This is a genomic window from Phaeobacter sp. CC-HEC084 (assembly GCF_059429255.1).
Genome location: NZ_JCAIJQ010000002.1, coordinates 1,534,808 through 1,560,639, shown reverse-complemented (window position 1 = coordinate 1,560,639; position 25,832 = coordinate 1,534,808). Strand labels below are relative to the sequence as shown.

General features: G+C 60.3%; 23 protein-coding genes. 17 read left to right on the top strand and 6 right to left on the bottom strand.

The window, feature by feature from the left end; translation table 11 throughout:
• Positions 1 to 11: 11 nt before the first annotated feature.
• From AC5SSZ_RS07830 to miaA, 4 genes are all read right to left on the bottom strand, one after another.
• Positions 12 to 1,058, bottom strand: a complete 1,047-nt coding sequence (locus AC5SSZ_RS07830) for an ABC transporter permease (RefSeq protein ID WP_065273421.1) — start codon at positions 1,056 to 1,058, stop codon at positions 12 to 14.
• 137 nt (positions 1,059 to 1,195) lie between these two features.
• The gene (locus AC5SSZ_RS07825) at positions 1,196 to 2,866 is read right to left on the bottom strand and encodes an ABC transporter substrate-binding protein (RefSeq protein ID WP_274833938.1); all 1,671 of its coding nucleotides are present in this window, start codon (positions 2,864 to 2,866) and stop codon (positions 1,196 to 1,198) included.
• Between the two features lie 320 nt (positions 2,867 to 3,186).
• Positions 3,187 to 4,008, bottom strand: coding sequence for a helix-turn-helix transcriptional regulator (locus AC5SSZ_RS07820; protein ID WP_495437784.1), 822 nt, complete (start codon positions 4,006 to 4,008; stop codon positions 3,187 to 3,189).
• Between the two features lie 125 nt (positions 4,009 to 4,133).
• Positions 4,134 to 5,012, bottom strand: a complete 879-nt coding sequence (gene miaA, locus AC5SSZ_RS07815) for a tRNA (adenosine(37)-N6)-dimethylallyltransferase MiaA (protein WP_495437783.1) — start codon at positions 5,010 to 5,012, stop codon at positions 4,134 to 4,136.
• Positions 5,013 to 5,144: 132 nt separating this feature from the next.
• Between miaA and pyrH the strand changes: the two genes are divergently transcribed.
• The 12 genes from pyrH to lpxB all read left to right on the top strand — a co-directional run bounded on the left by pyrH (position 5,145) and on the right by lpxB (position 17,582).
• Complete coding sequence (gene pyrH, locus AC5SSZ_RS07810) at positions 5,145 to 5,891, top strand: UMP kinase (protein ID WP_065273425.1); 747 nt, start codon at positions 5,145 to 5,147, stop codon at positions 5,889 to 5,891.
• 212 nt (positions 5,892 to 6,103) lie between these two features.
• Positions 6,104 to 6,667, top strand: a complete 564-nt coding sequence (frr, locus tag AC5SSZ_RS07805; protein WP_065273426.1) for a ribosome recycling factor — start codon at positions 6,104 to 6,106, stop codon at positions 6,665 to 6,667.
• A gap of 9 nt (positions 6,668 to 6,676) precedes the next feature.
• On the top strand, positions 6,677 to 7,435 hold the full coding sequence (uppS, locus tag AC5SSZ_RS07800; protein ID WP_065273427.1) for an undecaprenyl pyrophosphate synthase: 759 nt from the start codon (positions 6,677 to 6,679) through the stop codon (positions 7,433 to 7,435).
• A complete protein-coding gene (locus AC5SSZ_RS07795) occupies positions 7,432 to 8,205 on the top strand; it encodes a phosphatidate cytidylyltransferase (RefSeq protein WP_495437782.1) in 774 nt (257 codons plus the stop codon). Before uppS ends, AC5SSZ_RS07795 begins: the two co-directional genes overlap by 4 nt.
• A gap of 17 nt (positions 8,206 to 8,222) precedes the next feature.
• Positions 8,223 to 9,392, top strand: a complete 1,170-nt coding sequence (gene dxr, locus AC5SSZ_RS07790) for a 1-deoxy-D-xylulose-5-phosphate reductoisomerase (protein ID WP_495437781.1) — start codon at positions 8,223 to 8,225, stop codon at positions 9,390 to 9,392.
• 9 nt (positions 9,393 to 9,401) lie between these two features.
• The gene (gene rseP / locus AC5SSZ_RS07785; protein WP_274828004.1) at positions 9,402 to 10,751 is read left to right on the top strand and encodes an RIP metalloprotease RseP; all 1,350 of its coding nucleotides are present in this window, start codon (positions 9,402 to 9,404) and stop codon (positions 10,749 to 10,751) included.
• A gap of 429 nt (positions 10,752 to 11,180) precedes the next feature.
• Positions 11,181 to 13,586, top strand: a complete 2,406-nt coding sequence (gene bamA, locus AC5SSZ_RS07780; RefSeq protein WP_065273430.1) for an outer membrane protein assembly factor BamA — start codon at positions 11,181 to 11,183, stop codon at positions 13,584 to 13,586.
• Between the two features lie 91 nt (positions 13,587 to 13,677).
• The gene (locus AC5SSZ_RS07775; protein WP_495437780.1) at positions 13,678 to 14,277 is read left to right on the top strand and encodes an OmpH/Skp family outer membrane protein; all 600 of its coding nucleotides are present in this window, start codon (positions 13,678 to 13,680) and stop codon (positions 14,275 to 14,277) included.
• Positions 14,278 to 14,376: 99 nt separating this feature from the next.
• Positions 14,377 to 14,841 (top strand): 3-hydroxyacyl-ACP dehydratase FabZ, encoded by a 465-nt coding sequence (gene fabZ, locus AC5SSZ_RS07770; RefSeq protein WP_065273432.1) that lies wholly within the window; start codon positions 14,377 to 14,379, stop codon positions 14,839 to 14,841.
• A gap of 5 nt (positions 14,842 to 14,846) precedes the next feature.
• Positions 14,847 to 15,632 (top strand): acyl-ACP--UDP-N-acetylglucosamine O-acyltransferase, encoded by a 786-nt coding sequence (gene lpxA, locus AC5SSZ_RS07765; protein ID WP_274832145.1) that lies wholly within the window; start codon positions 14,847 to 14,849, stop codon positions 15,630 to 15,632.
• Between the two features lie 4 nt (positions 15,633 to 15,636).
• Positions 15,637 to 16,428 carry an LpxI family protein gene (locus AC5SSZ_RS07760; RefSeq protein WP_495437779.1) on the top strand — a complete coding sequence of 264 codons (792 nt, stop codon included), beginning with the start codon at positions 15,637 to 15,639 and terminating at the stop codon, positions 16,426 to 16,428.
• Complete coding sequence (lpxB, locus tag AC5SSZ_RS07755; RefSeq protein WP_495437778.1) at positions 16,425 to 17,582, top strand: lipid-A-disaccharide synthase; 1,158 nt, start codon at positions 16,425 to 16,427, stop codon at positions 17,580 to 17,582. The genes AC5SSZ_RS07760 and lpxB overlap by 4 nt, the downstream gene beginning before the upstream one ends.
• On the opposite strand, the gene mnmA is transcribed toward lpxB, so the two are convergent.
• A complete protein-coding gene (mnmA, locus tag AC5SSZ_RS07750; protein ID WP_495437777.1) occupies positions 17,579 to 18,724 on the bottom strand; it encodes a tRNA 2-thiouridine(34) synthase MnmA in 1,146 nt (381 codons plus the stop codon). The genes lpxB and mnmA overlap by 4 nt on opposite strands.
• Positions 18,725 to 18,871: 147 nt before the next feature.
• Here mnmA and sciP point away from each other — a divergent pair, with 147 nt between their 5' ends.
• Positions 18,872 to 19,150, top strand: coding sequence for a CtrA inhibitor SciP (sciP, locus tag AC5SSZ_RS07745; protein WP_065273437.1), 279 nt, complete (start codon positions 18,872 to 18,874; stop codon positions 19,148 to 19,150).
• Between the two features lie 9 nt (positions 19,151 to 19,159).
• On the opposite strand, the gene AC5SSZ_RS07740 is transcribed toward sciP, so the two are convergent.
• Positions 19,160 to 19,917, bottom strand: a protein-coding gene (locus AC5SSZ_RS07740) for an IS5 family transposase (RefSeq protein WP_495436877.1) whose coding sequence is annotated in 2 segments (ribosomal slippage) — positions 19,160 to 19,599 and positions 19,599 to 19,917 — 759 coding nt in all. Because the reading frame shifts where the segments join, the coding sequence is not laid out codon by codon here.
• A 239-nt stretch (positions 19,918 to 20,156) separates the two neighbouring features.
• Here AC5SSZ_RS07740 and ctrA point away from each other — a divergent pair.
• The 4 genes from ctrA (at position 20,157) to AC5SSZ_RS07720 (ending at position 25,787) form a co-directional block, all read left to right on the top strand.
• Positions 20,157 to 20,882: a response regulator transcription factor CtrA gene (gene ctrA, locus AC5SSZ_RS07735; RefSeq protein WP_065273438.1), complete on the top strand. Its 726-nt coding sequence runs from the start codon at positions 20,157 to 20,159 to the stop codon at positions 20,880 to 20,882.
• A 292-nt stretch (positions 20,883 to 21,174) separates the two neighbouring features.
• On the top strand, positions 21,175 to 23,427 hold the full coding sequence (gene ligA, locus AC5SSZ_RS07730; RefSeq protein WP_495437776.1) for an NAD-dependent DNA ligase LigA: 2,253 nt from the start codon (positions 21,175 to 21,177) through the stop codon (positions 23,425 to 23,427).
• Positions 23,424 to 25,514, top strand: coding sequence for an ATP-dependent DNA helicase RecG (gene recG / locus AC5SSZ_RS07725; RefSeq protein ID WP_495437775.1), 2,091 nt, complete (start codon positions 23,424 to 23,426; stop codon positions 25,512 to 25,514). Before ligA ends, recG begins: the two co-directional genes overlap by 4 nt.
• A 150-nt stretch (positions 25,515 to 25,664) precedes the next feature.
• On the top strand, positions 25,665 to 25,787 hold the full coding sequence (locus AC5SSZ_RS07720) for a hypothetical protein (RefSeq protein ID WP_274831152.1): 123 nt from the start codon (positions 25,665 to 25,667) through the stop codon (positions 25,785 to 25,787).
• The last annotated feature ends 45 nt before the right edge of the window (positions 25,788 to 25,832 follow it).

Below are 25,832 nucleotides of genomic sequence, written 5' to 3'. Positions count from 1 at the left end.
TTTCTCCGTCTTCAGGAAATGCGAATGCGTGGGTTGAGGTAGACGTAGCCGATGTCCGAGATCAGCTGCGTGATCAACACCACGAGAACCGAGACGACCGAGACGCCCAGCAGCAGTTCGATATCGTTGTTGCCAGCGGCTTGTACCAGCGTCCAGCCAAAGCCCTTGTAGTTGAACAGGGTCTCAACGATCACCACGCCGTTCAGGAGCCAGGGGAACTGCAGCATGATCACGGTGAAGGGCGCGATCAGCGCGTTGCGCAGGGCGTGTTTCATGACGATCTTGGGAAAGCTCACGCCTTTGAGCCGGGCGGTGCGGATATACTGCGCCGTCATCACCTCGGTCATTGAGGCGCGGGTCATGCGGGCGATATAGCCCATGCCATAAAGGGCGATGGTCAGAACCGGCAGCAGGAAATTTTCGATGTTCGGGCTTTCCATCGCGCTGGTCGCGGTGCCCTTGAACCATTTAAGGCCCACGGCAGAGGATGAGAAAATAGCGATGAACAGGACGCCCGAGACATATTCGGGTGTCGCCGTGGTGGTGATGGCAAAGGTCGACAGTGTTCGGTCGGTTGCAGAGCCTTCCTTCATGCCCGCCAGAACGCCAAGGATCAGCGCCGAGGGCACCATGACCAGCATCACCCAGAACATCAGCGTGCCCGTCAGCGACAGGCGGGTGGCGATGATGGAACTGACCTCATCCTTGAACACCGTGGAATAACCCCAATAGCCCTGCAGGATGCCGCAGAACTGCGGGGCCTCGGCTGGGTCCATGCCCGGCGTGATGCAGCGGCCGGTGATGGTGCCATCCTCAGCCGTGTGCTGGTACGACGGCGCGAGGCCGATCCATTCCATGTATTTCTTTGGCGTGGATTGCAGGTAACCGCCCTTTTCCAGCCAGCTGGCCACGGCTTCGTCCGACATGCGGAAGTTGCCCTGGGTCTTGGCGAGTTTTTCAAGGTTCGGATAGAGGTTTGTCATGAAGAACACGACAAAGGTCAGACAAAGCGCCGTCAGGATCATGACCCCGACGCGTCTGAGGATAAACAGTCCCATGGATGCCCCCATTGGTGGCTATGCGCCCGGTTCAATGCCGCTGCGCTTTTGCTAGGCGCGGATGCGCCCTGTCTTTTGGCTGTGCTACGGGTCCAGCGGAAACGGGCCGCGCGATGCGCGGCCCGTGCAGGTCCAGGTCAGGCTTTGAGAGCCCACTTGTAAAGCTGGGGCAGGTCCGCAATGTGCTTGTCGACACCGACCAGGGTATCCCGGTGGTGACGCATGGCGGTGCGCCAGTAAGGCTGGATGGTGACGCCTTCGTCGATCATGATGGCTTGCAGTTTGCCCATCACTTCGCGGCGCTTGTCGGCATCTGCGATCGAGTTGGCCTCGGCCAGCAGCGCGTCGAACTCGGCATTTGCAAAGCCGCTTTCGTTCCAGGCCTCGCCCGAGCGATAGGCCAGTGCCAGAACCTGAGTGCCCAGCGGGCGGTGGTTCCAGTTGGTCGAGGAGAAGGGATATTTCACCCAGTCGTTCCAGAAGGTGGAACCGGGCAGGATGGTCCGCTTCACGTTGATGCCTGCATCGCGCAGCTGGGCTGCCACCGCATCGGTTGTGTTGCGGCGCCAGTCATCGTCGATCGACAGCAGCTCGTGCTCGTAATCGCCCATGCCTGCTTCGTCCATCAGGGCCTTGGCCTTGGCGGGGTCATAGGGGATACGGGTGACGCTGGGGTCGTGCTCCGGGTGCATCGGGCCGACGTGGCAGTTGTCTGCCGGGATGCCGTAGCCGGACATGCCCAGTTCAAGGCAGACGTTGTTGTCGACTGCCATGGCCAGGGCCTGGCGCACGCGCTTGTCAGCATAGGGCTTCATGCCATCGACTTCGGCCAGCTGGTTCGGGCGGATGACGATGGTAAAGCCGGAGGGGATTTCCGAGCGGGTTAGGCCGATGCTGTCGAAAATGTCGACATATTCACCGACCGACTCCCAGTTCATGTCGATTTCTTCGGCTTCGAAGGCGGCCAGGAAGGCGGCCGGATCGGTGCCGTAGTCGATGAACTCGATGCGGTCCAGATGGCCGCCCTTACCAGCGGCGTAGCCCCACCACTCGTGGTCCTCGTTGCGCACCAGCACACCCTTGACGCCGACTTCCATGCTCTCGGGCAGCATGTAACCGGTACCGATCGGGTTCTCCAGCATGGTTGCGGCGTCATGGCTGGCATGGGTGATGGCTGCGGGATAGTCCGCCATGCCGGGGATGATGGTAATGTCCGGCGTGTTGGTCTTCAGCATCACGGTGTGGCTGTCCACCACGGTGATGGCGCCATCTGCGGCCTTGCCTGTGGCTTCGTCGATCAGCGATGCCATGCGGCCTGCCATTGAGTTGCCTTCGACGCTCTTGTCACACCAGCCGGCGATGTTGCGAGCCACGTCCTCGGCGGTGAAATCGTCGCCGTTGTTCCATTTGACGCCTTTGCGGACGTTCAAGGTGTATTCGGTCGCATCGGCATTGGCGCTCCAGCTTTCCAGCAGCATCGGGCCGAAAGAGCCGTCGCTGTTGTATTCGACCAGATATTCCAGCCAGCCGGCGGTAAAGGTCGCGATCTGGGTCCAGTCAAAAGTGCGCGGATCCTTGAGCGCACGGACCTCCATCTGCATACGCAGGGTGCCACCCTTCTGGGCATGTGCAGCGGCCTGCACCGGGGTCTCCAGACCGATCAGCCCGTAGGCGGCTGCGGCGCTGACGCCCAGTGCGGTGGAGCGGGCCAGGAATTCACGGCGGCTCAGTTTGCCGTTTTTGACTTCCTCGGCATGCATCTGGGCGGCCCAGTGGATCGGCGCGCCGGTGGTGGTATCGTTGTTCATACGGATCTCCCTGTTTGCACCAACAGGACGCTTGGCCCTGCCTCGAGGTGGCGATGGTATGTCCGGATTGCGGCCCGGAAAGGTGCTATTTTTGAATTTCGCCGTCTCACGCACCTATTCGGCCTCATAAGGCGGCTTAGGTCAATGCACAGATTCGGCGGAATACGGCAGAAAAGCGACCTTTTTTGCGTCGTTTTCGTATATTCGCGGTGGGTCGCGCCACAGGACTGGGCAGAAGTGCCCAGTTCTCCGCAGGGTTGAGGTGCAAACGGGGGCCTGGGCCGACTCACGACGGCAGGTCGCGGTCAGAGGCTGTAACGTTACTGGGGAATAGCGGCTTTGCGCGCCTTCTTGCGCAGGGCGCTTGGTGTCTTACCGGTGTGCTGGGTGATGAAGCGAGTGAAATAGGCGGCGCTGCCGAACCCCAGTTGGGCGGCGATGTCGCGCATGGCCAGATCGCTTGAAATCAGCAGGCTGCGGGCCGCGTGAAGCTGCCGCTCTGTCAGCAGCGTGGCGGCAGTCTTACCGGTTTCCGCCTTGCAGACACGGGTCAGGTGGGTCGGCGTCACGTTCAGCGCAGCGGCGTGATCCGCCATGCTGGCGTGTTCGTCGAAATAGGTTACCACCCGCTTGCAATAGGCCTGTGACAGGCGCCGCGCGGCGTTTGGTTTCACCGGGGGCAGGGGGCCGGAGGGGGGCTGACGACGCAGCTGGATGCTGATCAGATCGGTGTAGGACTGCATGGCCCGGCGCCACAAGGCAGGATGAGTGGATTGTTCGACCGACACCGCCTCAAGCAGGCTGTTGAGACGCGCTTGCTCGACCGGGTCGTTGAACTTCAGGTGTAGCGGCTCGGGCGGCATCGACACGGGCGCGGTGGCAGGCACGATCAGGGCCTGACCCAGGCATTGGCGTCCGAATTCCACTGACCACAGATTGCCGGCCGGAAAGAACAGCGCCGTATGCGCGCCAAACCCGCGCCGGTGCCCATCCATCAGAAAACGACCCTGTCCGCGTGTGATCCAGATCAGCACATGCTCGGCGCGATCATGCGCGAGTTCTGTTTGCCAAGGACCGTCCGGGTAGAGACGCGAAAGCGGCGAAACGTGAAGATCTTCGGCTGGTTTCGGGTCGAATGGCATGAGATGTTACATAGATTTACTTAAACTTTATCGATGTAACAGCGCATGAAAATGTGATTCTGGCAAGTTCCTGCCGAAGAAGGTTAAAAATTGATAAATTTGTGCCTCTTACCTGCACCTGCCGTTTAGCTGAGCTGATAGCCGATCTCGGGGGAGATTTTCCGCCATTTCTCCATGCGGGCACGGAACCAGGTGCGCTGCCGTTTGGCGAACCGGCGGGTGGCAATCGCGGCGCTTTCCTCCGCCTCCTCCAGCGTCATTCTGCCAGTGGCATAGGCCATGAGTTCCGGCGCGCCGATCGCCTTGCAGGAGGGCAGGCTGGGGTCGAACCGATCTCGCATGGCCTCGACTTCATCCATGGCGCCCTGTTCCAGCATGGCGCGGAATCGTTTGCGGATGCGTGCCTCCAGCCAGTCCTTACTGCTTTCCAGAACCAACGCACTGCAGGCGTCCAGCGGCAGGGGCGGCGGCGGGGTGTCATCCTGCCAATCGGCCAGCGCCCGTCCCGTGGCGGTCAGCACCTCCCAGGCGCGCTGCACGCGGGCACGGTTCTGCACATCGATGCGGGCCGCGGTCTGGGGATCAAGCGCCGACAGCAAGTCTTCGAGCGACATCGAATCGCCCTCGGCCCGGACTTCTGCAGGTGTGGGCGGGATTTCAGCCATACCTTCGGTCAAGGCACTGAAATAAAGACCGGTTCCGCCGACGATGATCGGCCGCTGCGTTCCTGACAGCAGCGGCACCACCTCCCGCAGCCAGTGACCGGCGGAATAGGGCGCATCATAAGCCACATGCCCATAAAGCTGGTGCGGCGCGCGGGCTTCTTCTTCGGCAGAAGGGCGGGCGGTAACGATCCGCCAACAGTCGAACACCTGGCTGGCATCGGCATTGACTACCACACCGCCTTGTTTTTCCGCAATTTCCAGCGCGAGCGCGGATTTCCCTGAGGCCGTCGGGCCAGCGATCAGAACGGGCCTATCCGGATCGATGCGAAGTTCTGTCATGTCAGCCTGTCCTCACCGGGGGCGGATTTGTTATACTCCGGGGAAGAAAAGGCGCCTGGCCTGCATTGATCCTGCCGGTGATTTGCTTCATTTTGCGGCGCAAATTAACCCCGTCATATTCCGGAGCGCAACATGCCCCAAGAAATCGAAACACCGGCCGCCACTTCGGCCGTTGCCTATAAACGTGTCATGCTGAAAATCTCTGGGGAGGCGTTGATGGGGGATCAGGGCTTTGGCCTGCATCCGCCGACCGTGGAGCGGATCGCCAAAGAGGTGAAGTCGGTACACGACATGGGCGTCGAGATCTGCATGGTTATCGGCGGCGGAAATATCTTCCGGGGCCTGTCCGGCGCTGCGCAGGGCATGGAACGCACTACAGCTGACTATATGGGGATGCTGGCGACGGTGATGAACGCCCTTGGCATGCAGGCCGCTCTGGAATCCCTTGGCGTCTTCACCCGGGTGATTAGTGCCATTCCGATGGATCAGGTCTGCGAGCCCTATATCCGCCGCCGCGCCGTGCGCCACCTTGAGAAGAAGCGGGTCTGCATCTTCGCGGCCGGCACCGGCAACCCCTATTTCACCACCGACACCGCCGCGACCCTGCGCGCCAATGAAATGGCCTGCGAGGCGATCTTCAAGGGCACCAAGGTCGATGGTGTCTATGACAAGGATCCGGTGAAGTTCGACGACGCCAAGCGCTATGACACCGTCAGCTATGACGATGTGCTGGCCAAACGCCTGGGCGTGATGGATGCCTCGGCGATTGCTCTGGCGCGCGACAACAGCCTGCCGATCATTGTCTTTTCGCTGGATGAGCCGGGCGGGTTCCGCGGTATTCTGGCTGGCGAAGGCACCTACACCAAGGTTCAGGGCTGAACCGCAGTTGGTTTGAAAATGGCAAAAGACGCGTGTCCCGGCAGGAGGCGCGTCTTTTCGTTTATGCAAGGGGTTGCGAGCCGGTATCAACGCTGTGGCTAGCTGCTGCCATCGGGCAGAGTGGCCGTCAGCGGGCCGAGATTGCTATACAATCTTGCGACAATCGCTTATGAGCGGTGTAAAGACCGCCTCAAGTCAGGGGAGAGAGCAGAATGTCTGATGATTTTGAACTGGATACCGACGATCTGAAACGTCGCATGGATGGCGCCATGGCCAACCTGCGCACCGAGTTTGCCTCGCTGCGAACCGGCCGTGGCTCGGCTTCGATGCTGGATCCGGTGATGGTAGATGCCTATGGCTCGATGACGCCGATCAACCAGGTCGGCACCGTCAACGTGCCGGAGCCGCGCATGGTGACGATCAACGTTTGGGACAAATCCCTTGTTGGTAAAGTGGAAAAGGCGATCCGTGAATCCGGCCTTGGTATCAACCCACAGTTGAATGGCACCATCATCATGCTGCCGATTCCGGAGCTGAACGAAGAACGCCGCCGCGAACTGACGAAGGTTGCCGGCCAATACGCTGAACACGCCCGTGTGTCGGTGCGCAACGTGCGCCGCGATGGCATGGATCAGATCAAGAAGGCCAAGGCTGATGGGATGTCCGAGGACGACCAGAAGTTCTGGGAAAGCGAAGTTCAGGATCTGACCGACGCGATGATCAAGGCCGTGGACGAGGCGCTGGAAAACAAGCAAGCCGAAATCATGCAGGTCTGACGCCCGGATATGGTCAGCAATACCGACACGGCGCCTTCCGAGGGCGCGTCCGAAGACGGCACGGGGCAGGGCCCACGCCATGTTGCCATCATCATGGATGGCAACGGCCGGTGGGCACAGTCCCGTGGCCGCCCGCGTCTGTTCGGGCACCACGCAGGCGCCAAGCGGGTGCGGGAAATCGTCGAATGCTGCCCGTCCCTGGGCATCAAGTATCTGACCATATTCGCCTTTTCGACCGAGAACTGGAAACGGACGCAGGTCGAGGTCGCGGGCCTCATGAGCCTGTTCCGCCGCTATATCTCCAAGGAGATGAAGGCGCTGGCCGCGCGTAATGTGCGGGTACGTTTCATCGGGGATCGGGTGCGGCTTGATGCCAAGCTGATCCAGTTGATGGATCAGTTGGAGGAGGAAACCAAAGGTAACGACGGCACCAATCTCACAATTGCCCTGAACTATGGTGGGCGGGACGAGGTGGCCCGCGCCACGAAACGGCTGGCGCAGGATGTTGCGGCTGGAAAACTATCTCCTGACGATGTGGACGAGGAAACCCTGCCGAAATACCTCGATACCCATGTGCTGCCGGATCCCGATCTGGTGATCCGCACCAGCGGTGAGGCACGGATTTCCAACTTCCTGCTGTGGCAGTCTGCCTATGCGGAGTATGAGTTCATCGACACGCTCTGGCCGGATTTCACCGCCGAAGAACTGGGGCGCCTGTGCCGGGGCTATGGCGCCCGTGACAGACGTTTTGGCGCGGTGAAGACATGAGCGCGGGACGTTGGTCCGACCTGATGCCGCGCTTGCTGTCTGCGGTCGTCATGCTTGTCGTAGGCGCCGTGGAAATCTGGCTGGGTGGCATCTGGTTTGCGCTGCTCATCGCTGCCGCTTGCGGTGGCATGATCTGGGAGCTTGTCCGGATGCTGGCGCCCGAAAAGACCGGACAGGCGCTGCAACTGGGGGCAATGTCAGCCATTGCGGTGCTGGGCGCGACCCTGCTGCCGCCGGTCTGGGGTATGCCCTTGCTGGTTTCGCCTATTCTTGGCGGTATGTTTCAACTGCCTGTTGCTGCCCGCCTGCGTTTTGGCTTATTTGGTCTCTGGATCGTTTGCGCCGGCTTTACCTTTGTATGGCTGCGCAATGAAATGGGGGCCTCTTGGCTGTTGTGGCTGATCGGCGTTGTCGTTGCCACCGATGTAGCAGGCTATTTTGCCGGTAAGATGATCGGCGGACCAAAGCTTTGGCCGCGTGTCAGCCCCAAGAAAACCTGGTCCGGATCTTCGGCTGGCTGGATCGCTGCGGCGTTTGTCGGGGCCTTCTTCAGCGAAGCCTCGGGGCTGGGCGTGGGCGCGATTGTCCTGTCGGTTGTCATGTCGATGGCTAGCCAAGCGGGCGACATCGCGGAAAGCGCTCTGAAGCGGAAGACAGGCGTCAAGGATTCCAGCGCGCTTATTCCCGGTCACGGTGGCCTTTTTGACCGGTTCGACGGGATGCTCGGGGCGGCGGCGGCCTTCCTGATCTTCGTGACATTTCTGGGATAGCCTTGTAGGGCATGACCATGCGTAAAATCTCTATCTTCGGCGCCACCGGCTCGATTGGGCAGAACACCATTGACCTGATCCGGCGCGATCTGCGCACCTATGACGTAGTGGCACTGACGGGCGGTGCCAATATTGCCCGGCTTGCGGCGGATGCCATCGCGCTCAAGGCTGATATTGCGGTAACGGCCTATGAGGAGCGCCTGCCGGATCTGCGCGCCGCGCTGGAGGGCAGTGGCGTGGAGGCCGCAGCGGGAGAGGCTGCCCTGATCGAGGCGGCAACCCGTCCGGCGGATTGGATCATGTCGGCCATCGTTGGGGCTGCCGGTCTGGCGCCGGGTCTCAAGGCGCTGGAGCAGGGCACCACGCTGGCGCTGGCCAATAAAGAATCGCTGGTCTGTGCCGGTGGCCTTCTGATGCAGACCGCGCTGCGACATGGCGCCCGGCTCTTGCCGGTGGATAGCGAGCATTCGGCGGTGTTTCAGGGGCTGGTCGGTGAAGAGATTTCCGCGGTTGAGCGGATCATCATCACCGCATCCGGTGGCGCGTTCCGCGACTGGCCGCTGGAAGATCTGCAAAAGGCAACCTTGGCAGAGGCGTCCTCTCATCCAAACTGGGACATGGGGCAGCGCATCACCATCGACAGCGCATCAATGTTCAATAAGGCGTTAGAGGTCATTGAAACAAAAGAGTTCTTTGGTGTCGCGCCGGAACAGATCGAGGTTCTGGTGCATCCCGAATCGATGGTGCATGCGCTGGTTGGCTTTCGCGATGGTGCGTTGATGGCGCATCTGGGCGCACCAGATATGCGCCATGCCATCGGATACGCGCTGCATTGGCCCGAGCGAAAGGATCTGCCGGTTGCGCGGCTTGATCTGGCGGAAATCGGTCAGCTGAATTTCACGGCTCCGGATACCGCGCGGTACCCCGCGCTGCGGCAAGCCTATGATGTGATGCAGCGCGGCGGTCTGATGGGCGCCGTCTTCAATGCAGCCAAGGAAAAGGCGCTGGATCTGTTCATCGCGGGACAGATCGGGTTCACCGAAATGGCCGAGGTGACTGCGGCGGTTCTGGAGCGGATGGAGGCACAAAGCGGCCTTATTGATTCCGCAATGACCCTTGATAACGTCACTGAGATTGACCATCTCGCCCGACAAGAGGCAGAGCGCGCCGCAGCGGAACGCAGATAAGGTAAGAACTTGGATATCGTGACCCTACTCCCGCAGTTTGGCGGCTTTCTCTACACTATCGGCAGTTTTGTTGTCGCGCTTTCGGTGATCGTCGCGGTGCATGAATACGGCCACTATATCGTTGGCCGATGGTCCGGAATCCATGCGGAGGTTTTTTCGCTGGGCTTTGGCCCGGTGTTGTTCAGCCGCGTCGACAAGCGTGGCACCCGCTGGCAGATCGCGCTGTTGCCCTTTGGGGGATATGTGAAATTCCTTGGCGATGCAGATGCGGCTTCGGGCAAGGACAGCGCCGCGATGGAGGCGGCGGCCAATGATCCGACGCGCCTACGCCAGACCATGCATGGTGCCCCGCTTTGGGCGCGTAGCGCTACGGTTGCTGCCGGACCGGTGTTCAATTTTGTGATGTCAGTGATCATTTTCTCGGTTCTGGCGATGACGCAGGGAACCCTGCGGGATCCGCTGGCTATCGGCACCTTGGTGCCGCTACCCGGCATCGAAAACCAGCTGCGCGAAGGTGACGAATTGGTCGCAATCGAGGGCGTTGCCATCCCGGACGAGGCCGGAGCCATGTCCTGGGGGGAATTCCGCGACCAACTGCCGATGGTGCAGCCGATGGAGTATCAGGTGCGCCGGGATGGTCAGCTGGTCTCGGTTCAGGGCCCGTTCCTATCGCCGCCGCATGTGCGGGCCGTTGCGCCGCGCAGCGCTGCATCGGATGCCGGGCTTCAGGCCGGAGATGTCATCACCGGCGTCGATGGAGAACCGATTTTTGCCTTCGATCAGCTTAAGCAGACCGTCGAACAGGCCGATGGCCGCGTACTGCTGTTGGATGTCTGGCGGCAAGGGCAGGAGTTGGAGCTTGCGCTGGCACCACGTCGCACGGATGAGCCGCAGCCCGACGGAAGTTTCGCGACCCGTTGGCGGATTGGTGTGGTCGGCGGTCAGGCCTTTGAGCCCGCAACCGAAGTGGGCGGCGTCGGCGAATCCCTGGTAGCAGGGGCGTCGCAGGTTTGGTCAGTGATCGACATGTCGATTTCGGGCCTGACGCATATGATTACCGGCGCCATCAGCACCTGTAACCTGTCAGGGCCCATCGGGATCGCAGAAACCTCCAGCGCAATGGCAAGCCAGGGCGCGGTCAGCTTCATCCGCTTCATCGCGGTTCTGTCGACGGCTGTTGGCCTCCTGAACCTCTTCCCGGTGCCAGCGCTGGATGGGGGGCATCTGGTGTTCTACGCCTATGAGGCGGTCACAGGGCGTCCGCCCAGTGATGGAGTCATGCGGATCCTGATGACCCTTGGCATTGCGATGATTCTGTCGTTGATGGTCTTTGCACTCGGCAACGATCTTTTCTGTTAAAATTTAAAGCACTTGTTGTGGCGCCCGCCTCCGGGAAGGGGGCGGGTGCCCAACTGTCGCCATATTCCGGCATTAACCCTTTCTCAATCTGCTACGCCCGCAGCGCAGCCTTGCGCGCAGCATCGACTGGGGAAAGGAAGTCACCATGCACGCTCTGATGAGAACGGACAATGGCCTGGGTCTTTTGATGCGCCTTAATTGGGATCGCGCACTGTCGGTCGTGACGATTTTTCTCGCTCTGACTGCAGGTGCCTGGTTCGGATCCCTTTGAAACCATGGGGATGCGGCGTTTGCACCGCGCAACGCGTCGGTCACCCGTGCTCAGTCTGTGCGCATCTTCGTGCCCCGGAGTGATTTCTTAGTTTTGACAACGGTCAGTAAACCCGGTACGCACAGTTAAAAGCTGCTTAAAAAATCGGATTATGACTGATGGTTCGGGGGAAGGTCGTGGGTACATCCTGCGGTGTGCGCACAAAACGCACCAATATACTGTATAGAAGCGTATCGAGCGCCGTATTGGCTGTTGCCTTGGGATTTGTCCTGACGCCCAGTTTCGCATCGGCGCAAAGCTACCAGTTCAATTCGGTCCGGGTGGAGGGCAATCAGCGCATCCAATCGGATACGATCGTGTCCTATGCGGCGCTGGAACGGGGAAAACCGGTCAGCGCTGGCCAGTTGAATGACGCGTATCAGCGTATTCTTGACAGCGGTGTTTTTGAAACCGTTGAGCTGGTGCCAAGCGGCAACTCTCTGATCATCAAGGTCACAGAGTTCCCGACGATCAACCAGATCAATTTCGAAGGTAACCGGCGGATCAAGGATGACAAGCTGGCCGAGCTGATCGAATCCGCGCCACGCCGCGTGTTCCGCGCCGCGCAGGCGGAACGGGACGCCGAGACCATTGCTGCCGCCTATGGGGCGCAGGGACGTTTGGCCTCGCGGGTGACGCCGCGCATCATCCGCCGTAGCGACAATCGTGTCGATCTGGTGTTCGAGATTGCCGAAGGCGACACCATCGAAGTCGAGCGCGTTTCGTTTGTCGGCAACAAGGTCTATTCGGATCGGCGTCTGCGCCGGGTTCTGGAAACCAAGCAGGCTGGTCTCTTGCGGACCTTCATCAACAAGGACACGCTGATCGAGGACCGCCTGCAGTTTGACCGGCAGGTGTTGCGCGATTTCTACCTGTCGCGTGGCTATGTGGATTTTCGGGTCAACAGCACCAACGCCGAAGTGACTCGGGAGCGTGACGCCGTATATCTGGTCGTCGATGTTACCGAAGGTCAGCAGTTCGAGTTCGGCAATATCTCGGTGACCAGCGAAATCGCTGAGGCCGATGCTGACCTCTACCGCTCTGCGTTGAAAGTCAAACCGGGCGTGACCTATTCGCCGCTGATTGTTGAGCGTTCCATCGAGATGCTGGAAACGCTGGCAACGCGTCAGGGGATTGATTTCCTGCGCGTTGAGCCGCGGGTGACCCGCAACGACCGCGATCTGACGCTGGATGTTGAATTCGCAATGGTGCGCGGGCCGCGTGTCTTCGTCGAACGCATCGATATCGAAGGCAACACGACAACGCTGGACCGGGTGATCCGCCAGAAGTTCCGCTCGGTCGAAGGCGACCCCTTCAATCCGCGTGAAATCCGGGATGCCGCAGAACGGATTCGTGCGCTTGGCTTCTTTGCCAAATCAGACGTGGACGTCCGGGAAGGCAGCTCCGAAAGCCAGGTGATCGTAGACGTGAACGTCGAAGAGCAACCGACCGGTTCGTTGAGCCTTGGCGGCGCATACTCTGTCAACGACGGCTTTGGGGTTAACGTTGGTCTGACCGAAAACAACTTCCTGGGCCGCGGTCAACGCCTGTCTTTCTCGATCGCGACTGCTCAGGAATCGGAAGAGTACGTTCTGGGCTTTACCGAGCCGCATCTGCTGGGACGCGATCTGAAATTCGATTTGGACCTTGGTGTGTCCGAAACCGATTCTAGCTATGCGGAGTACGACACCTCTCGCGCGTTCTTCCGTCCGGCGCTGACCTTCAATGTGACCGAAGATACCACTCTGGAAGTGCGCTATACTTGGGCCGACAGTGAGATGATCCGCCGCGATGACGTGAGCTTTGTCGGAGGGACCTACCCTGTGGCGGGCCCTGTGATAAGAAGTGAGATCAATCAAGGCAGCAAAACGTCCAGCTCCCTTGGGTTCACATATTCCTATGACAGCCGTCTGACCGGTCTCGACCCCAATATCGGTTTCACCATGCAGGTGGGCGCTGATTATGCCGGCCTTGGCGGGGATAGCGAATACCTCAGAACCACGGCCAAGCTGGTCGCACAGCGCAAGATCCTCAACGAGGAAGTCACGCTTCGGGCGACTTTGGAAACCGGCTCTCTGCACTGGATGGGCGACGATTACAGCCGCTCGATTGACCGTTTTGTTCTGACCCCCAGCGTTATGCGAGGGTTCGAACCCGGCGGGATCGGGCCTCGGGATACTGCGCCGCGGGCTGATGGCGGAAGTTACGACGATTTCCTCGGCGGCAACGTCTATGCCGTTGCACGTTTTGATGCCGAATTCCCGCTGGGTCTGCCTGAGGAACTGGGGCTGCGCGGTGGTCTTTTCTACGATGTCGGCAACCTTTGGGGCCTGCAGGACGTGGACACACCTGCCAGCGGTGGTTTCGTCGTCGGCCGTAACGGCTCTTTCCGGCACGTGGTCGGGTTTTCGGTCCTCTGGACCACGGCCTTTGGCCCGTTGCGGTTCAACTTTTCCAATGCGGTCAAGAAAGAAGACTTTGACAAGGAACAAAGTTTCGATCTGACCTTGCAGGCCCGGTTCTGACCCGGTGATGCAGGCAGGGCCGACGTGTATAACAAAGAGGGCGCCGACCGGCTGGTCGGCGCCCCTTTATCTGGCGCGCCGGGGGCTTGTTATGGGCCTGGCGCTGTGCCTGCCTTTGACCGCTGGAACAGCTTCGGCCCAGTCAACGGCTATTGGAACACCCGCGCCTTTCAATCTGTCTCTCGGCCAGGAAATGCAGATTGGCGCGCCGCAAAGTGGCATTCTGACGATCCAGCCTGACCGTCTCTTCTCCGAAAGCGCCTTTGGCCAGCGCGTCACGCGTGAGCTGGAAGCCGAAGGCGCAGTGCTCACCGCCGAGAACCGCCGTATCGAAGCAGAGCTGCGCGCCGAAGAGCAGGACCTGACTCAGCGGCGGCCCTCTATGGAGCCCGAGGCGTTTCGCACGCTTGCGGATGCCTTTGACAAAAAGGTGCAGGAGACCCGGCGCACGCAGGATCAGAAACTGCGCGAGATCACTCAAATGGGCGAAACAGCCCGCCGGGAGTTCTTTGTAGCCTCTTTGCCTATCCTTCAGGGGATCATGCGTGACAGCGGCGCCGGTGCCATTCTGGATAACTCTTCGGTTTTCCTCAGCTCTGAGGCCGCGGATGTGACGGATCTTGCGATCACGCGCATCGATGCCGTTCTGGGAGACGGGGCAGACCTTGAAAGCCAGTCGTCTGACCAGTGAAACAGGTCTGACCGGTGCCTGACATCGGCGCGGTGCGCTTGCCCAGACCGTTCCCGCTTGGTAGTGACGCAGGACATATAAAAAAACGGGATACCCGCCATGACCGCCGATCTGAAAAGTGCCGATATTCACCTGATCCAGCGCATTCTGCCGCATCGTTACCCGTTCCTGCTGGTCGACAAAGTGATCGAAATCGACGGTTACACTTCGGCGCATGGGATCAAGAACGTCACCATGAACGAACCGCATTTTCAGGGCCACTTCCCCGGCACGCCGATCATGCCGGGCGTGACCATCGTCGAGGCGATGGCGCAAACAGCAGGCGTCATGCTGGGTGTCGGCATGGATATGGTCGATACCGACCTGCTGATCTACTTCATGAATATCGACAAGTGCAAATTCCGCCGCAAGGTGATCCCGGGCGACGTCCTGGACATGCATGTCGAAACCCTGCGCGGGAAGAAAGGTGGCAAGATCTTCAAGTTCAAGGGCGTTGCCTCGGTCGATGGCGAAACCGCTGCCGAGGCTGAATTCTCGGCCATGGTCGACATTCAGAAGGATTGATCGCGATGAGCCAGATCCATCCGTCGGCGGTGATCGAACCGGGCGCCACCATTGGTGAGGGCTGTGAAATCGGTCCGTTCTGCATGGTCGGCGCTGACGTCACCCTTGGCGAAGGGGTGGTTCTGAAATCCCACGTGGTGGTCACCGGCGAAACCGAGATCGGCGCAGAGACGACGGTGTTCTCCTTCGCAGTGATCGGTGAGATTCCGCAGGATCTGAAGTTCAAGGGAGAGAAAAGCCGGACCGTGATCGGTGCGCGCAACCGGATCCGTGAACATGTGACCATCAATGCCGGTACCGAAGGCGGCGGCGGGGTGACCCGGATCGGCGATGACGGCTTGTTTATGGCCGGTTGCCACATTGCCCATGACGCGCAGATTGGGGATCGGGTGATCGTGGTCAATTCTGCCGCCGTCGCAGGTCATTGCGTGATCGAGGATGATGTGATCATCGGTGGTCTTTCCGGTATCCACCAATGGGTGCGTATTGGGCGTGGCGCTATCATCGGCGCGGTGACCATGGTCACAAATGATGTGATCCCCTACGGGCTGGTACAGGCCCCGCGCGGAGAGCTGGACGGGCTTAACCTTGTCGGCCTGAAACGCCGCGGTGTGTCGCGGGCAGATATTACCGCCCTGCGCGCCGCCTTCCAGATGCTGGCACAGGGGGAGGGCACCTTTCAGGAACGCGCCCGGCGGCTTGGTGAGGAAACCGACAGCGCTTATGTGCAGGAAATCATCGCCTTTATCACCGGTGCAAGCGACCGGTCGTTTTTGACACCAGGGGGATGATCGCATGATCGCTCTGATCGCGGGGCGCGGTGCGCTGCCGCTTGAAATCTGCAATCGCCTGTCCGAACGACCGCTGGTCTGCGCCATGGCGGGGTCAGAGCCGGATGCGCTTGATCCGGAAATCACCTTTCGGCTGGAACAGTTGGGCAGTTTCCTCGCCCGGCTGACGTCCGCAGGCGTAACGGAGATTTGCCTGGCGGGGTCCGTGTCGCGCCCGGCCATTGATCCTGCGGCCATTGATGCCGAAACCCTGCCGATGGTGCCGGTGTTGCAGGCTGCGCTTGGCGCCGGGGATGACGGCGCATTGCGGGCGATCATGGAGCTTTTTGAGTCAGCAGGTTTTGCTGTACGAGCTGCGCATGATGTGGCGCCGGATCTATTGATGCAGCCAGGGGTGCCGACCCGTATTCAGCCAGGTGAACTCGACAAGGCAGACGCAGCCAGGGGAACAGAAATCGTTGCCGCGATGAGCGCGGCGGACATTGGCCAGTCCTGCGCGGTGCGGTCGCGGCAAGCGGTTGCGGTGGAAACGGTCTTTGGCACCGACTGGATGCTGGAGACCTTGATCCGCCGTCCGGACGGGCAGGGCGGAGTGATGGTCAAGGCGCCGAAGACAGGACAGGACCGGCGCGCCGATCTGCCCACCATTGGCCCTGCGACGGTGGAAAAGGCCGCAGCAGCCGGTCTGTCCGGTATCGTGCTGGAGGCCGGAGGCGTGATCGTGCTGGAGCAGGAGGCGGTAATTGCCACCTGTGACCGTCTGGGCCTGTTCCTGTGGCTGCGCGACGCGGCATGAGCCTCCGGGTCTTTATCCTGGCCGGGGAGCCTTCGGGGGATCGGCTGGGCGCGGCCCTGATGGAAGGGCTGAAAACGCTAGCGCCCGATGTTTCATTTGAAGGGATTGGCGGTACCCTGATGGCTGAGCAGGGGCTGCAGTCCCGGTTTCCGATGGACGAGCTGTCCGTCATGGGCCTGGCCGAGGTTCTGCCGAAATACCGCCATCTGAAACGCCGTATCCGTGAAACCGCCGATGCTGTGATCGCCATGCGCCCTGATGTGTTGATCACCATCGACAGCCCGGATTTCTCGCTGCGCGTGGCGCGGCTGGTGAAACAGGGCAGCGACATCCGTACCGTGCATTACGTGGCACCGTCCGTCTGGGCCTGGCGGCCGGGCCGGGCGCAGAAGATGGCCACCTGCATCGATCACGTGCTGGCGCTGCTGCCGTTCGAGCCGCCTTATATGGAAGCCGCCGGGATGGACTGCGATTTTGTCGGCCATCCCGTAGTAGCAGAGCCAAAGGCGACAGCAGAAGAGATCGCCGCGTTGCGCCAGACCTGTGACCTTGGCGATGCGCCGATCCTTTTGGCCTTACCGGGGTCACGGCGGTCAGAGGTGGGGCGCTTGGCGCCCGTGTTCGGGGCCGCGCTGCGGGATTTCGCAGCGGCCTACCCCCAATACCGAATCGTGGTACCGACCGCCGGTCCGGTGGCTGAGTTGGTGCGCCAGCACGCCAAAGATTGGCCACAGGGCACTGTGTTGCTCGACCCGACCGGTCTTGACCCGGCTGTTGCCGAGGCGCGCAAACGAGCGGCCTTTGCCGCGGCGGATCTGGCGCTGGCGGCTTCGGGCACCGTGTCGCTGGAGCTAGCCGCCGCACGCACGCCCATGGTGATCGCCTATCGCTTCCAATGGCTGACCTGGCAGATCATGAAGCGCATGGCCCTGATCGATACGGTCACACTCGTCAATCTGGTGAGCGAGACCCGCGTCGTGCCGGAATGCCTTGGGCCAGATTGCACCCCGTCGCGGATCGCCGGGGCGCTGGCAGATGTCCGTGCCAACCCTGAGGCGCAGCAGGACGCCATGGGGCTCACCATGGAGCGTCTGGGCGAGGGCGGGGAGGCTCCGGGCCTGCGCGCCGCCCGCGCGGTTCTGGCGCGCCTTTAGTAGCCGCGCCAGATCCAGCCGCCGCCAAAGATGCGGCTACTTTCGGTGTCATAGAAAACGCAGGCCTGTCCGGGCGATACGCCTTCTTCGGGCGTCAACAGCTCAACCTCGGCCGTGGTTTCGGACAGCGGACGGATAATCGCCTCACGCGGGGGGCGGGTCGAGCGGACCTTCACCGCGACATGCCATTCCTTCCGACTGGTAAAGGGTTCGTCGCCCAGCCAGTTGATTTCCCGCACAGGCACGATTCGGGTGGCCAGCAATTCCTTGGGGCCGACGACCACCTGTTTCTTGTCCACATCAAGCCGCACCACATAGAGCGGCTCGCTGAGGCCACCGATGCCAAGGCCGCGGCGCTGGCCGATGGTGTAGTGAATCACCCCGGTGTGCTGGCCCAGAACGCGCCCATCCGCATGAACGATCTCTCCGGGATCAGCCGCGCCGGGGCGCAGCTTCTCGATCACGCTGGCATAGTTTCCATCGGGTACGAAACAGATGTCCTGACTGTCGGGCTTGTCGGCCACCGCCAGCCCATAGCGGGAGGCCATCTCGCGGGTGGCATCCTTGGAGGGTAGGTGTCCTAGCGGAAAGCGGAGATAGTCCAGCTGTTCCGGCGTTGTTGAAAAAAGGAAATAGCTCTGATCCCGGTTAGCATCCTCGGCCGAATGCAGCTCGGGGCCGTTGGGGCCCATCTTGCGCTGGATATAGTGACCCGTCGCCATGCAATCGGCCTCCAGATCCTTTGCGGTCTCCAGAAGATCCTTGAATTTGACCCGTTCATTGCAGCGGATGCAGGGCACTGGCGTCGCCCCGGCCAGATAGCTGTCGGCAAACTCATCGATAACCGCATCCTTAAAAATGTTCTCATAGTCGAGAACATAGTGCGGGAATCCGCGCTCTTCGGCGACTCGCCGCGCATCGTGGATGTCGATCCCAGCGCAGCAGGCGCCCTTCTTGGCCAGGGCCGCGCCGTGGTCGTAAAGCTGCAGCGTGACGCCCACCACATCATAGCCCTGATCGGCCAAATATGCAGCAACAACAGAGCTGTCGACGCCGCCGGACATGGCAACAACCACCCGCGTTTCCGAGGGCGGTTTGGCAAAGCCAAGCGAATTCAGCGGGCCATCGGTATCCAGCGCCATAGGGCGACTCCTTAGTTCAAGGGAAAGGCGTTGCAGAATATAGGAAAATCCTAACGACTCTCAAGTGTGTGGTTCACGCGCCATTAAGGACAATGGGGGAAACCTGCTCACGAAGCTAATTACGCAGATCCTCACAAGGATAAAGCAATGTTCTTGAAAAAAGTAGATGGACCACGGGCTGTGACCTTGCCGGACGGCTCCGTTATGACCCGTGCAGACCTTCCGCCCAAAACGACAAAACGCTGGGTTGCCTCGCGCAAGGCGTCGGTGGTGAGGGGCGTTCTTTATGGATTGCTGCCACAAGGGGAGGCACTGCGTCTTTATGGTCTCAGTGAAGAAGAATTCCGCAGCTGGGTTGCTGCGGTTGCCGATCACGGCGAAGAAGCGTTGAAAACCACCCAATTGAAGAAATTTCGTAAGCCTTAGGGTCAGGATTCATAACCAGAACATGACCACAGCGGCCAAGGCACATGCGGACAGGAAGACCTTCGGGCATCTGTCGTAGCGGGTCGCGACCCTTCGCCAATCCTTGAGCCGCGCGAAGCTGTTCTCGATCTTGTGGCGTTTGCGGTAGCGGGCCTCATCGTGGGGGATCGGGACCTTGCGGTTCTTTCGCGATGGGATGCAGGGAGTTATCCCTTTGTCTTCAAGGGCTTCACGATACCAATCGGCATCATAGCCACGATCTGCCAGCAGATGTTTGGCGGGCGGCAGAGCATCCAGAAGCGCCCGCGCGCCGATGTAATCGCTCCGCTGGCCCGCCGTCAGAAACATCCGCAGCGGGCGGCCTGCCGCGTCGGTGACGGCATGCAGTTTCGAGTTCATCCCGCCCTTCGTGCGTCCGATCAGGCGGCCACGCCCCCCTTTTTCAGCCCTAGGCTGGAGGCCGTGCGGTGCGTCTTGAGATGGGTTGCGTCGATCATCAGCGTGTCGGTCTTGCTGCCCTGATCAGCCAGTTCCAGGAGCATCCGAGCAAAGATGCCTTTCTCGCTCCACCGCTTCCAACGGCTGTAAAGGGTCTTGTGAGGTCCATAGGCCGCTGGGGCATCCCGCCACCGTAACCCATTGCGATTGATGAATATAATGCCACTCAACACGCGCCTATCGTCAACACGCGGCTTGCCGTGGGATTTGGGAAAGAAAGGCTCCAACTTCGCCATCTGCGCATCGCTCAGCCAGTAAAGATCGCTCATATCACCGCTCCGTTTTGGGAGCCGTGAATCAGACCTCTACAGGAAAATCAATGCATCCTGACCCTAGTGCTTAATACTAACCTTTTGCTCCACCTACCCAGTGCCATTTTGTGCTAAAACAACACCGAACGGTTGATTTGATGTTGAGTTTTAACGATCATGGTAACGGGGCATTAACTATTTTCCAGCAAGGTTAACAGCGACCTGAGGGAAACAGGATACAGGCGGAGAAAACGAACATGCGCATTCTTCTTGTTGAGGATGATCCTACAACTGCAAAAAGCATTGAGTTGATGCTGACCCATGCCAACCTGAACGTCTATACGACGGATCTGGGCGAGGAAGGCATCGATCTGGCGAAGCTTTACGATTACGATCTGATCCTTTTGGATCTGGGACTGCCGGACATGAACGGGCACGAAGTGCTGCGCCAATTGCGCATGGCACGTATTGAGACGCCCATTCTCATCCTGTCTGGTGCTGATGATACAGACAATAAAATCAAAGGCTTCGGTTTCGGCGCTGATGATTACCTGACCAAGCCGTTCCACCGTGAGGAACTGGTGGCACGGATCCACGCGATCATTCGCCGCTCCAAAGGTCACTCCCAGTCGATCATCAAGACCGGCAAGATCTCGGTTAACCTGGATGCAAAAACCGTTGAGGTTGACGGCAAGGCCGTTCACCTGACCGGCAAAGAATACCAGATGCTGGAATTGCTCAGCCTGCGGAAAGGGACCACCCTGACCAAGGAAATGTTCCTGAACCATCTTTATGGCGGGATGGACGAGCCCGAACTGAAAATCATCGACGTTTTCATCTGCAAGCTGAGAAAGAAACTCAGCACTGCAACAGGCGGTGAAAACTACATCGAAACGGTCTGGGGCCGGGGCTATGTGCTGCGCGATCCGCAGGACGATCAACTCGGTGGTGGCGCAGAACAACGGATGGCAGTCGGCGCCTGATCGGCGACCCATTCGAATTGTAACTCTTTGTTGGGGGCAGATGTCTGCCCTCAATCATAATGGCATGTGCTGTTAACCAAAGGCGTGTGTCGTTAACCATGTGGCTGCGCCATTTACCATGTGCGCGCCTCGCCAATTTTGATTTTCGTGAGTAAGGTTCTGTACGGGCCTTGGCTCAACCCGCTGCGGCGGGATTTTTTGTGTTTGATGGGACGCCAAAGCCCTCTTGCTTCTCTGGACGTGGCAGGTTCTGCGGCCTATCACCTAGTCTGAAGCAAGACGGGGCAAACGCGTGACACAAAGCCAAGACAGCGATCCGAAGAGTCTTTCCAAAGAGGACGCCCGCCAGGAATTCCTGGCCTTGCAGGAGAAACTGCAAACCGCCGATCTTGCGTATCACCAGGAAGATGCGCCGATCATTTCGGACGCCGAATACGATGCGGCGAAGCGGCGGTATGTTGCTTTGACGGAAGCATTTCCGGCGTTGAAGGACGAGGCGTCTCAGCTTGAGGCCGTAGGGGCGCCCGCAGCCTCTGGCTTTGGCAAGGTGGCGCATAGCGTGCCGATGTTGTCGCTCGGAAATGCGTTTGAAGACAGTGATGTAGAAGATTTTGCCCGCAGTGTTCGAAAATACCTGGGCCAGTCCGAGGATACTCCGCTCAGCTTTACCGCCGAGCCAAAAATTGATGGTCTGTCTCTTTCTCTGCGTTATGAAAACGGTGTGCTGATACAGGCCGCCACCCGCGGTGACGGATCGGTGGGCGAGAACGTCACCGAAAACGCCCGCACCATCGCCGATATTCCGCAGCAGATCGTAGATGCGCCCGCAGTGCTGGAGGTGCGCGGCGAAGTCTACATGAGCCATGAGGCTTTTGCCGCCCTGAACGCCCGGCAGGAAAAACGCGGCGGCAAGACATTTGCCAACCCGCGCAACGCGGCGGCAGGGTCCTTGCGTCAACTGGATCCGGAAATTACCCGCTCCCGTCCATTGCAATTCTTTGCCTATAGCTGGGGTGAACTCTCTGAACCTCTTGCGGAAACGCAGTTCGAGGCGATGAAACGATTGGAAAGCTTTGGTTTTACCATCAATCCCCTGACCAGGCTGTGCCCCACTGTGGACGAGATGATCGCGCATTACCGGAGCATCGAGGAACAGCGGGCCACGCTGGGCTACGATATCGACGGTGTCGTTTACAAGGTGAATGACATGGCGCTGCAGGGGCGGCTGGGTTTCCGCTCCACCACGCCACGCTGGGCGATTGCGCATAAGTTTCCCGCCGAACTGGCCTGGACCCGGCTTGAAGCCATCGACATCCAGGTTGGCCGCACCGGTGCGCTCAGTCCCGTTGCGCGGCTGACCCCGGTGACCGTGGGCGGGGTGGTTGTCTCGAACGCGACACTGCACAATGAGGATTACATTCGCGGCTTCGACTCCAAAGGCGAAGAAATCCGTGGCGGCAAGGACATCCGCATCGGCGATTGGGTGCAGATCTACCGCGCTGGTGATGTGATCCCCAAGGTGGCGGATGTGGACCTCACCAAGCGGCCCGAGGGTGCAGAGCCATATGCATTCCCGCATATCTGCCCGGAATGCGGATCCGAAGCGATCCGCGAAGAGGGCGACGCTGTGCGCCGCTGCACCGGTGGCCTTATCTGTCCCGCGCAGGCTGTTGAAAAGATGAAACATTTCGTCTCGCGCGCGGCCTTTGATATTGATGGGCTGGGCAACAAGCAGGTCGAACAATTCTACGGCGACGAATGGATCCGCGAACCGGCTGATATTTTTACCCTGCGGGACCGCTTTGGCTCTGGCATGCAGCAGCTGAAAAACCGCGAAGGTTGGGGGGAAAAATCGGCCACCAACCTGTTTGATGCCATTGATGAGAAACGACAGATCCCACTGGCCAAGTTCATCTTTGCCCTTGGTATTCGCCACGTCGGCGAGGTCGGTGGCCGCGATCTGGCGCTGCATTACGGCGGTTGGGATGAACTGGTTTCGGCGCTTGATACCGCGCGTCCGGCGGCGCTGGCGCATCGGGCGGCGGATGAGGCGGAAGAGGCCGAACGTATCGCCGCCGCCGAGGAAGGGCGCCGCGCCCGGATCTCCGACACCCGTGCTGCTGCGGTCAGCGCCTGCGACGTGCCCGAGGCAGCGCAGGCGGCCTGGGACGATCTGGTCGGCGCCGACGGGATAGGACCTATTCTGGCCCTGTCTCTGTCCGACGCGCTCGCCAACCCCGAGGAACGCGCCGCGATTGACCGGTTGACCGCGCATCTGACGATCATCCCGCCCGACGCACCCGCCGCCGAAAGCCCGGTCTCCGGCAAAACGGTGGTCTTCACTGGAACGCTGGAAAAGATGACAAGGGCCGAGGCCAAGGCGCGGGCTGAGGCGCTGGGGGCAAAGGTCTCCGGCTCGGTCTCCAAGAAAACCGATATCCTTGTGGCGGGGCCCGGGGCCGGTTCCAAGGCAACCAAGGCGGCAGATCTTGGGATCAAGGTTCTGGATGAAGACAGCTGGCTGGAGCTGATAGAACAGTCATGAGCGGGCGTCCCGAGATCCTGTTTCCCCTGTTTTCAGGGCTGGAAAAACTGCCAGGGATTGGGCCGAAGACGGCCCAAAATCTGGAGCAGATCCATATAGAAACGCCGCGTGACCTGTTGTTTTCATTGCCATACTCTGTTCAGGACAGGCGCCGCCGCGATACGGTTGCCGGGTTGGAGCTGCCGACCGTTGCCACGGTTGAAGTCACCATCGGCGCCCACAGGCCGCCGCGCAATCGTGGGGGCGCCTACCGCATTACGGTGACGGATGCGGAGACAGATTTTCAGCTGGTGTTCTTTCACGGTCGCAGCCGTTATCTGGAGGCGCAATGCCCCGAGGGATCGCGGCGTCTGGTCTCGGGCAAGCTGGAGCTGTTCGACGGTATCGCGCAGATGGTGCATCCCGATCACATGGTGCCACTGGCCGAAGCCGCGACGATTCCCGAGTTCGAGCCGGTCTATCACCTGACCCATGGGGTGTCGCAGAAAACCATGTTCAAGGCGCTGCGCGGCGCATTGGATCTGGTGCCGGAACTGCCCGAATGGATCGACCCCGAGCAGGTGAAACGCGAAGCCTGGCCTTCATGGGACAAGGCGATCACCACCGCGCATGAGCTACAAGGACAGGAGGATCTCGCCCCTGACGCTCCGGCACGGGCGCGCTTGGCCTATGATGAGCTGTTTGCGCATCAGCTGACGCTGGCGATTGCCCGCCAATCGGAGCGCAAATCCCGTGGCATCCAGAGTCAGGCCACCGGGCGTTTGCAATCAAGGGTGCTGTCGGCGCTGCCCTATCGCCCCACGGGCGCGCAGACCCGCGCGATCGAGGAAATCTCCGCCGATATGGCCTCGGACAGGCGGATGAACCGGCTGCTGCAGGGCGATGTGGGCGCGGGCAAGACGCTGGTGGCGCTGATGGCGCTTCTGGTTGCGGTTGAGGCAGGCGGGCAGGGTGTGATGATGGCCCCGACCAGCATCCTTGCGCAGCAGCATTACGACGGGCTGCGCCCCCTGGCCGAAGAAGCAGGCGTGGTTCTGGAACTGCTGACCGGCCGCGACAAGGGCGCCGAGCGCAAGGCCAAGCTTGCAGCGCTGCAGCGGGGTGATATCCAGATTCTGGTCGGGACGCATGCAGTATTCCAGCAGGATGTGCATTTTGCAGATTTGCGGTTGGCCATCGTAGATGAACAGCATCGGTTTGGCGTTCGTCAACGTATGGAACTGGCAGAAAAGGGCATGGGCGCCGATGTTCTGGTGATGACCGCGACTCCCATTCCGCGCTCACTGGCTCTGGCCCAATACGGCGATATGGATGTTTCGGTGCTGGATGAGAAACCCCCGGGCCGCAAGCCGGTCAAGACGGCTGTGATCAGCACGGAACGGACCGAGGAGATTGTCAGCCACCTGCGCCACGCCATTGAGGAAGGGCGGCAGTGCTACTGGGTGTGCCCCTTGGTTGGCGAATCCGAGGTCATGGACCTGACCGCTGCAGAAGAACGGTTCAAGCTCTTGCGTGCCGCCCTTGGCGAAGGCGTGGTGGGTCTCGTGCATGGGCAGATGCCGGTTGGGGAAAAAGATGCGGCCATGGCCGCCTTTCAAAGCGGTGAGACCAAGGTTCTGGTGGCGACCACGGTGATCGAGGTGGGCGTCAACGTGCCCAACGCCTCGATCATGGTGATCGAACGGGCCGAAATCTTTGGCCTAGCCCAACTGCACCAGCTGCGGGGGCGGGTCGGCCGTGGCAGCGCCGAATCCACCTGCCTGTTGATGTACCAGCCACCGCTGAGCGAGGGAGGCCGCCGGCGGCTGGAGGTGCTGCGCGAAACCGAGGATGGCTTTCGCATTTCCGAAACCGATCTGGAGATGCGCGGTGCCGGTGACATGATCGGCACAGCCCAATCCGGCCTTCCGCGGTTCAGGATTGCGGATCTGGAACGGCAGGCGCCATTGATGGCCGTAGCGCAGAGCGATGCGCGCGCATTGCTGGCCAAAGACCCCGACCTGACTGGTCCCCGGGGGCAGGCCGCACGCGTTCTGCTGTGGTTGATGAAGCAGGACCAGGCGTTCCGTTTAATTTCAGTGGGTTAACCTGTTTCGTTCCTATTGAAATCGGTTTTGTTCCAAAAAGTTCGCAAATGTTCTCATAAAGTTCTTTACATGCTGTTCGCAAAATGAGAACAAAGAGGCAACAAGAACGCGCCCAAGCGCAAACACAGCGAACAGACCGGAGGAACGATAATGATTGCACAGTTGAAAACGACCCTTCAAAACGCCCAATCCACTCTGCTGCAGGACGCGATTGGTGCGGGCGCCCTTACGGTCATGCTGGTGGCGGCGCTGCACCTTCCGGGATCTTTCTAAGCCTGAGACAATCCTGAATTCGATCTTGGCTCTTCATGGTGGTCG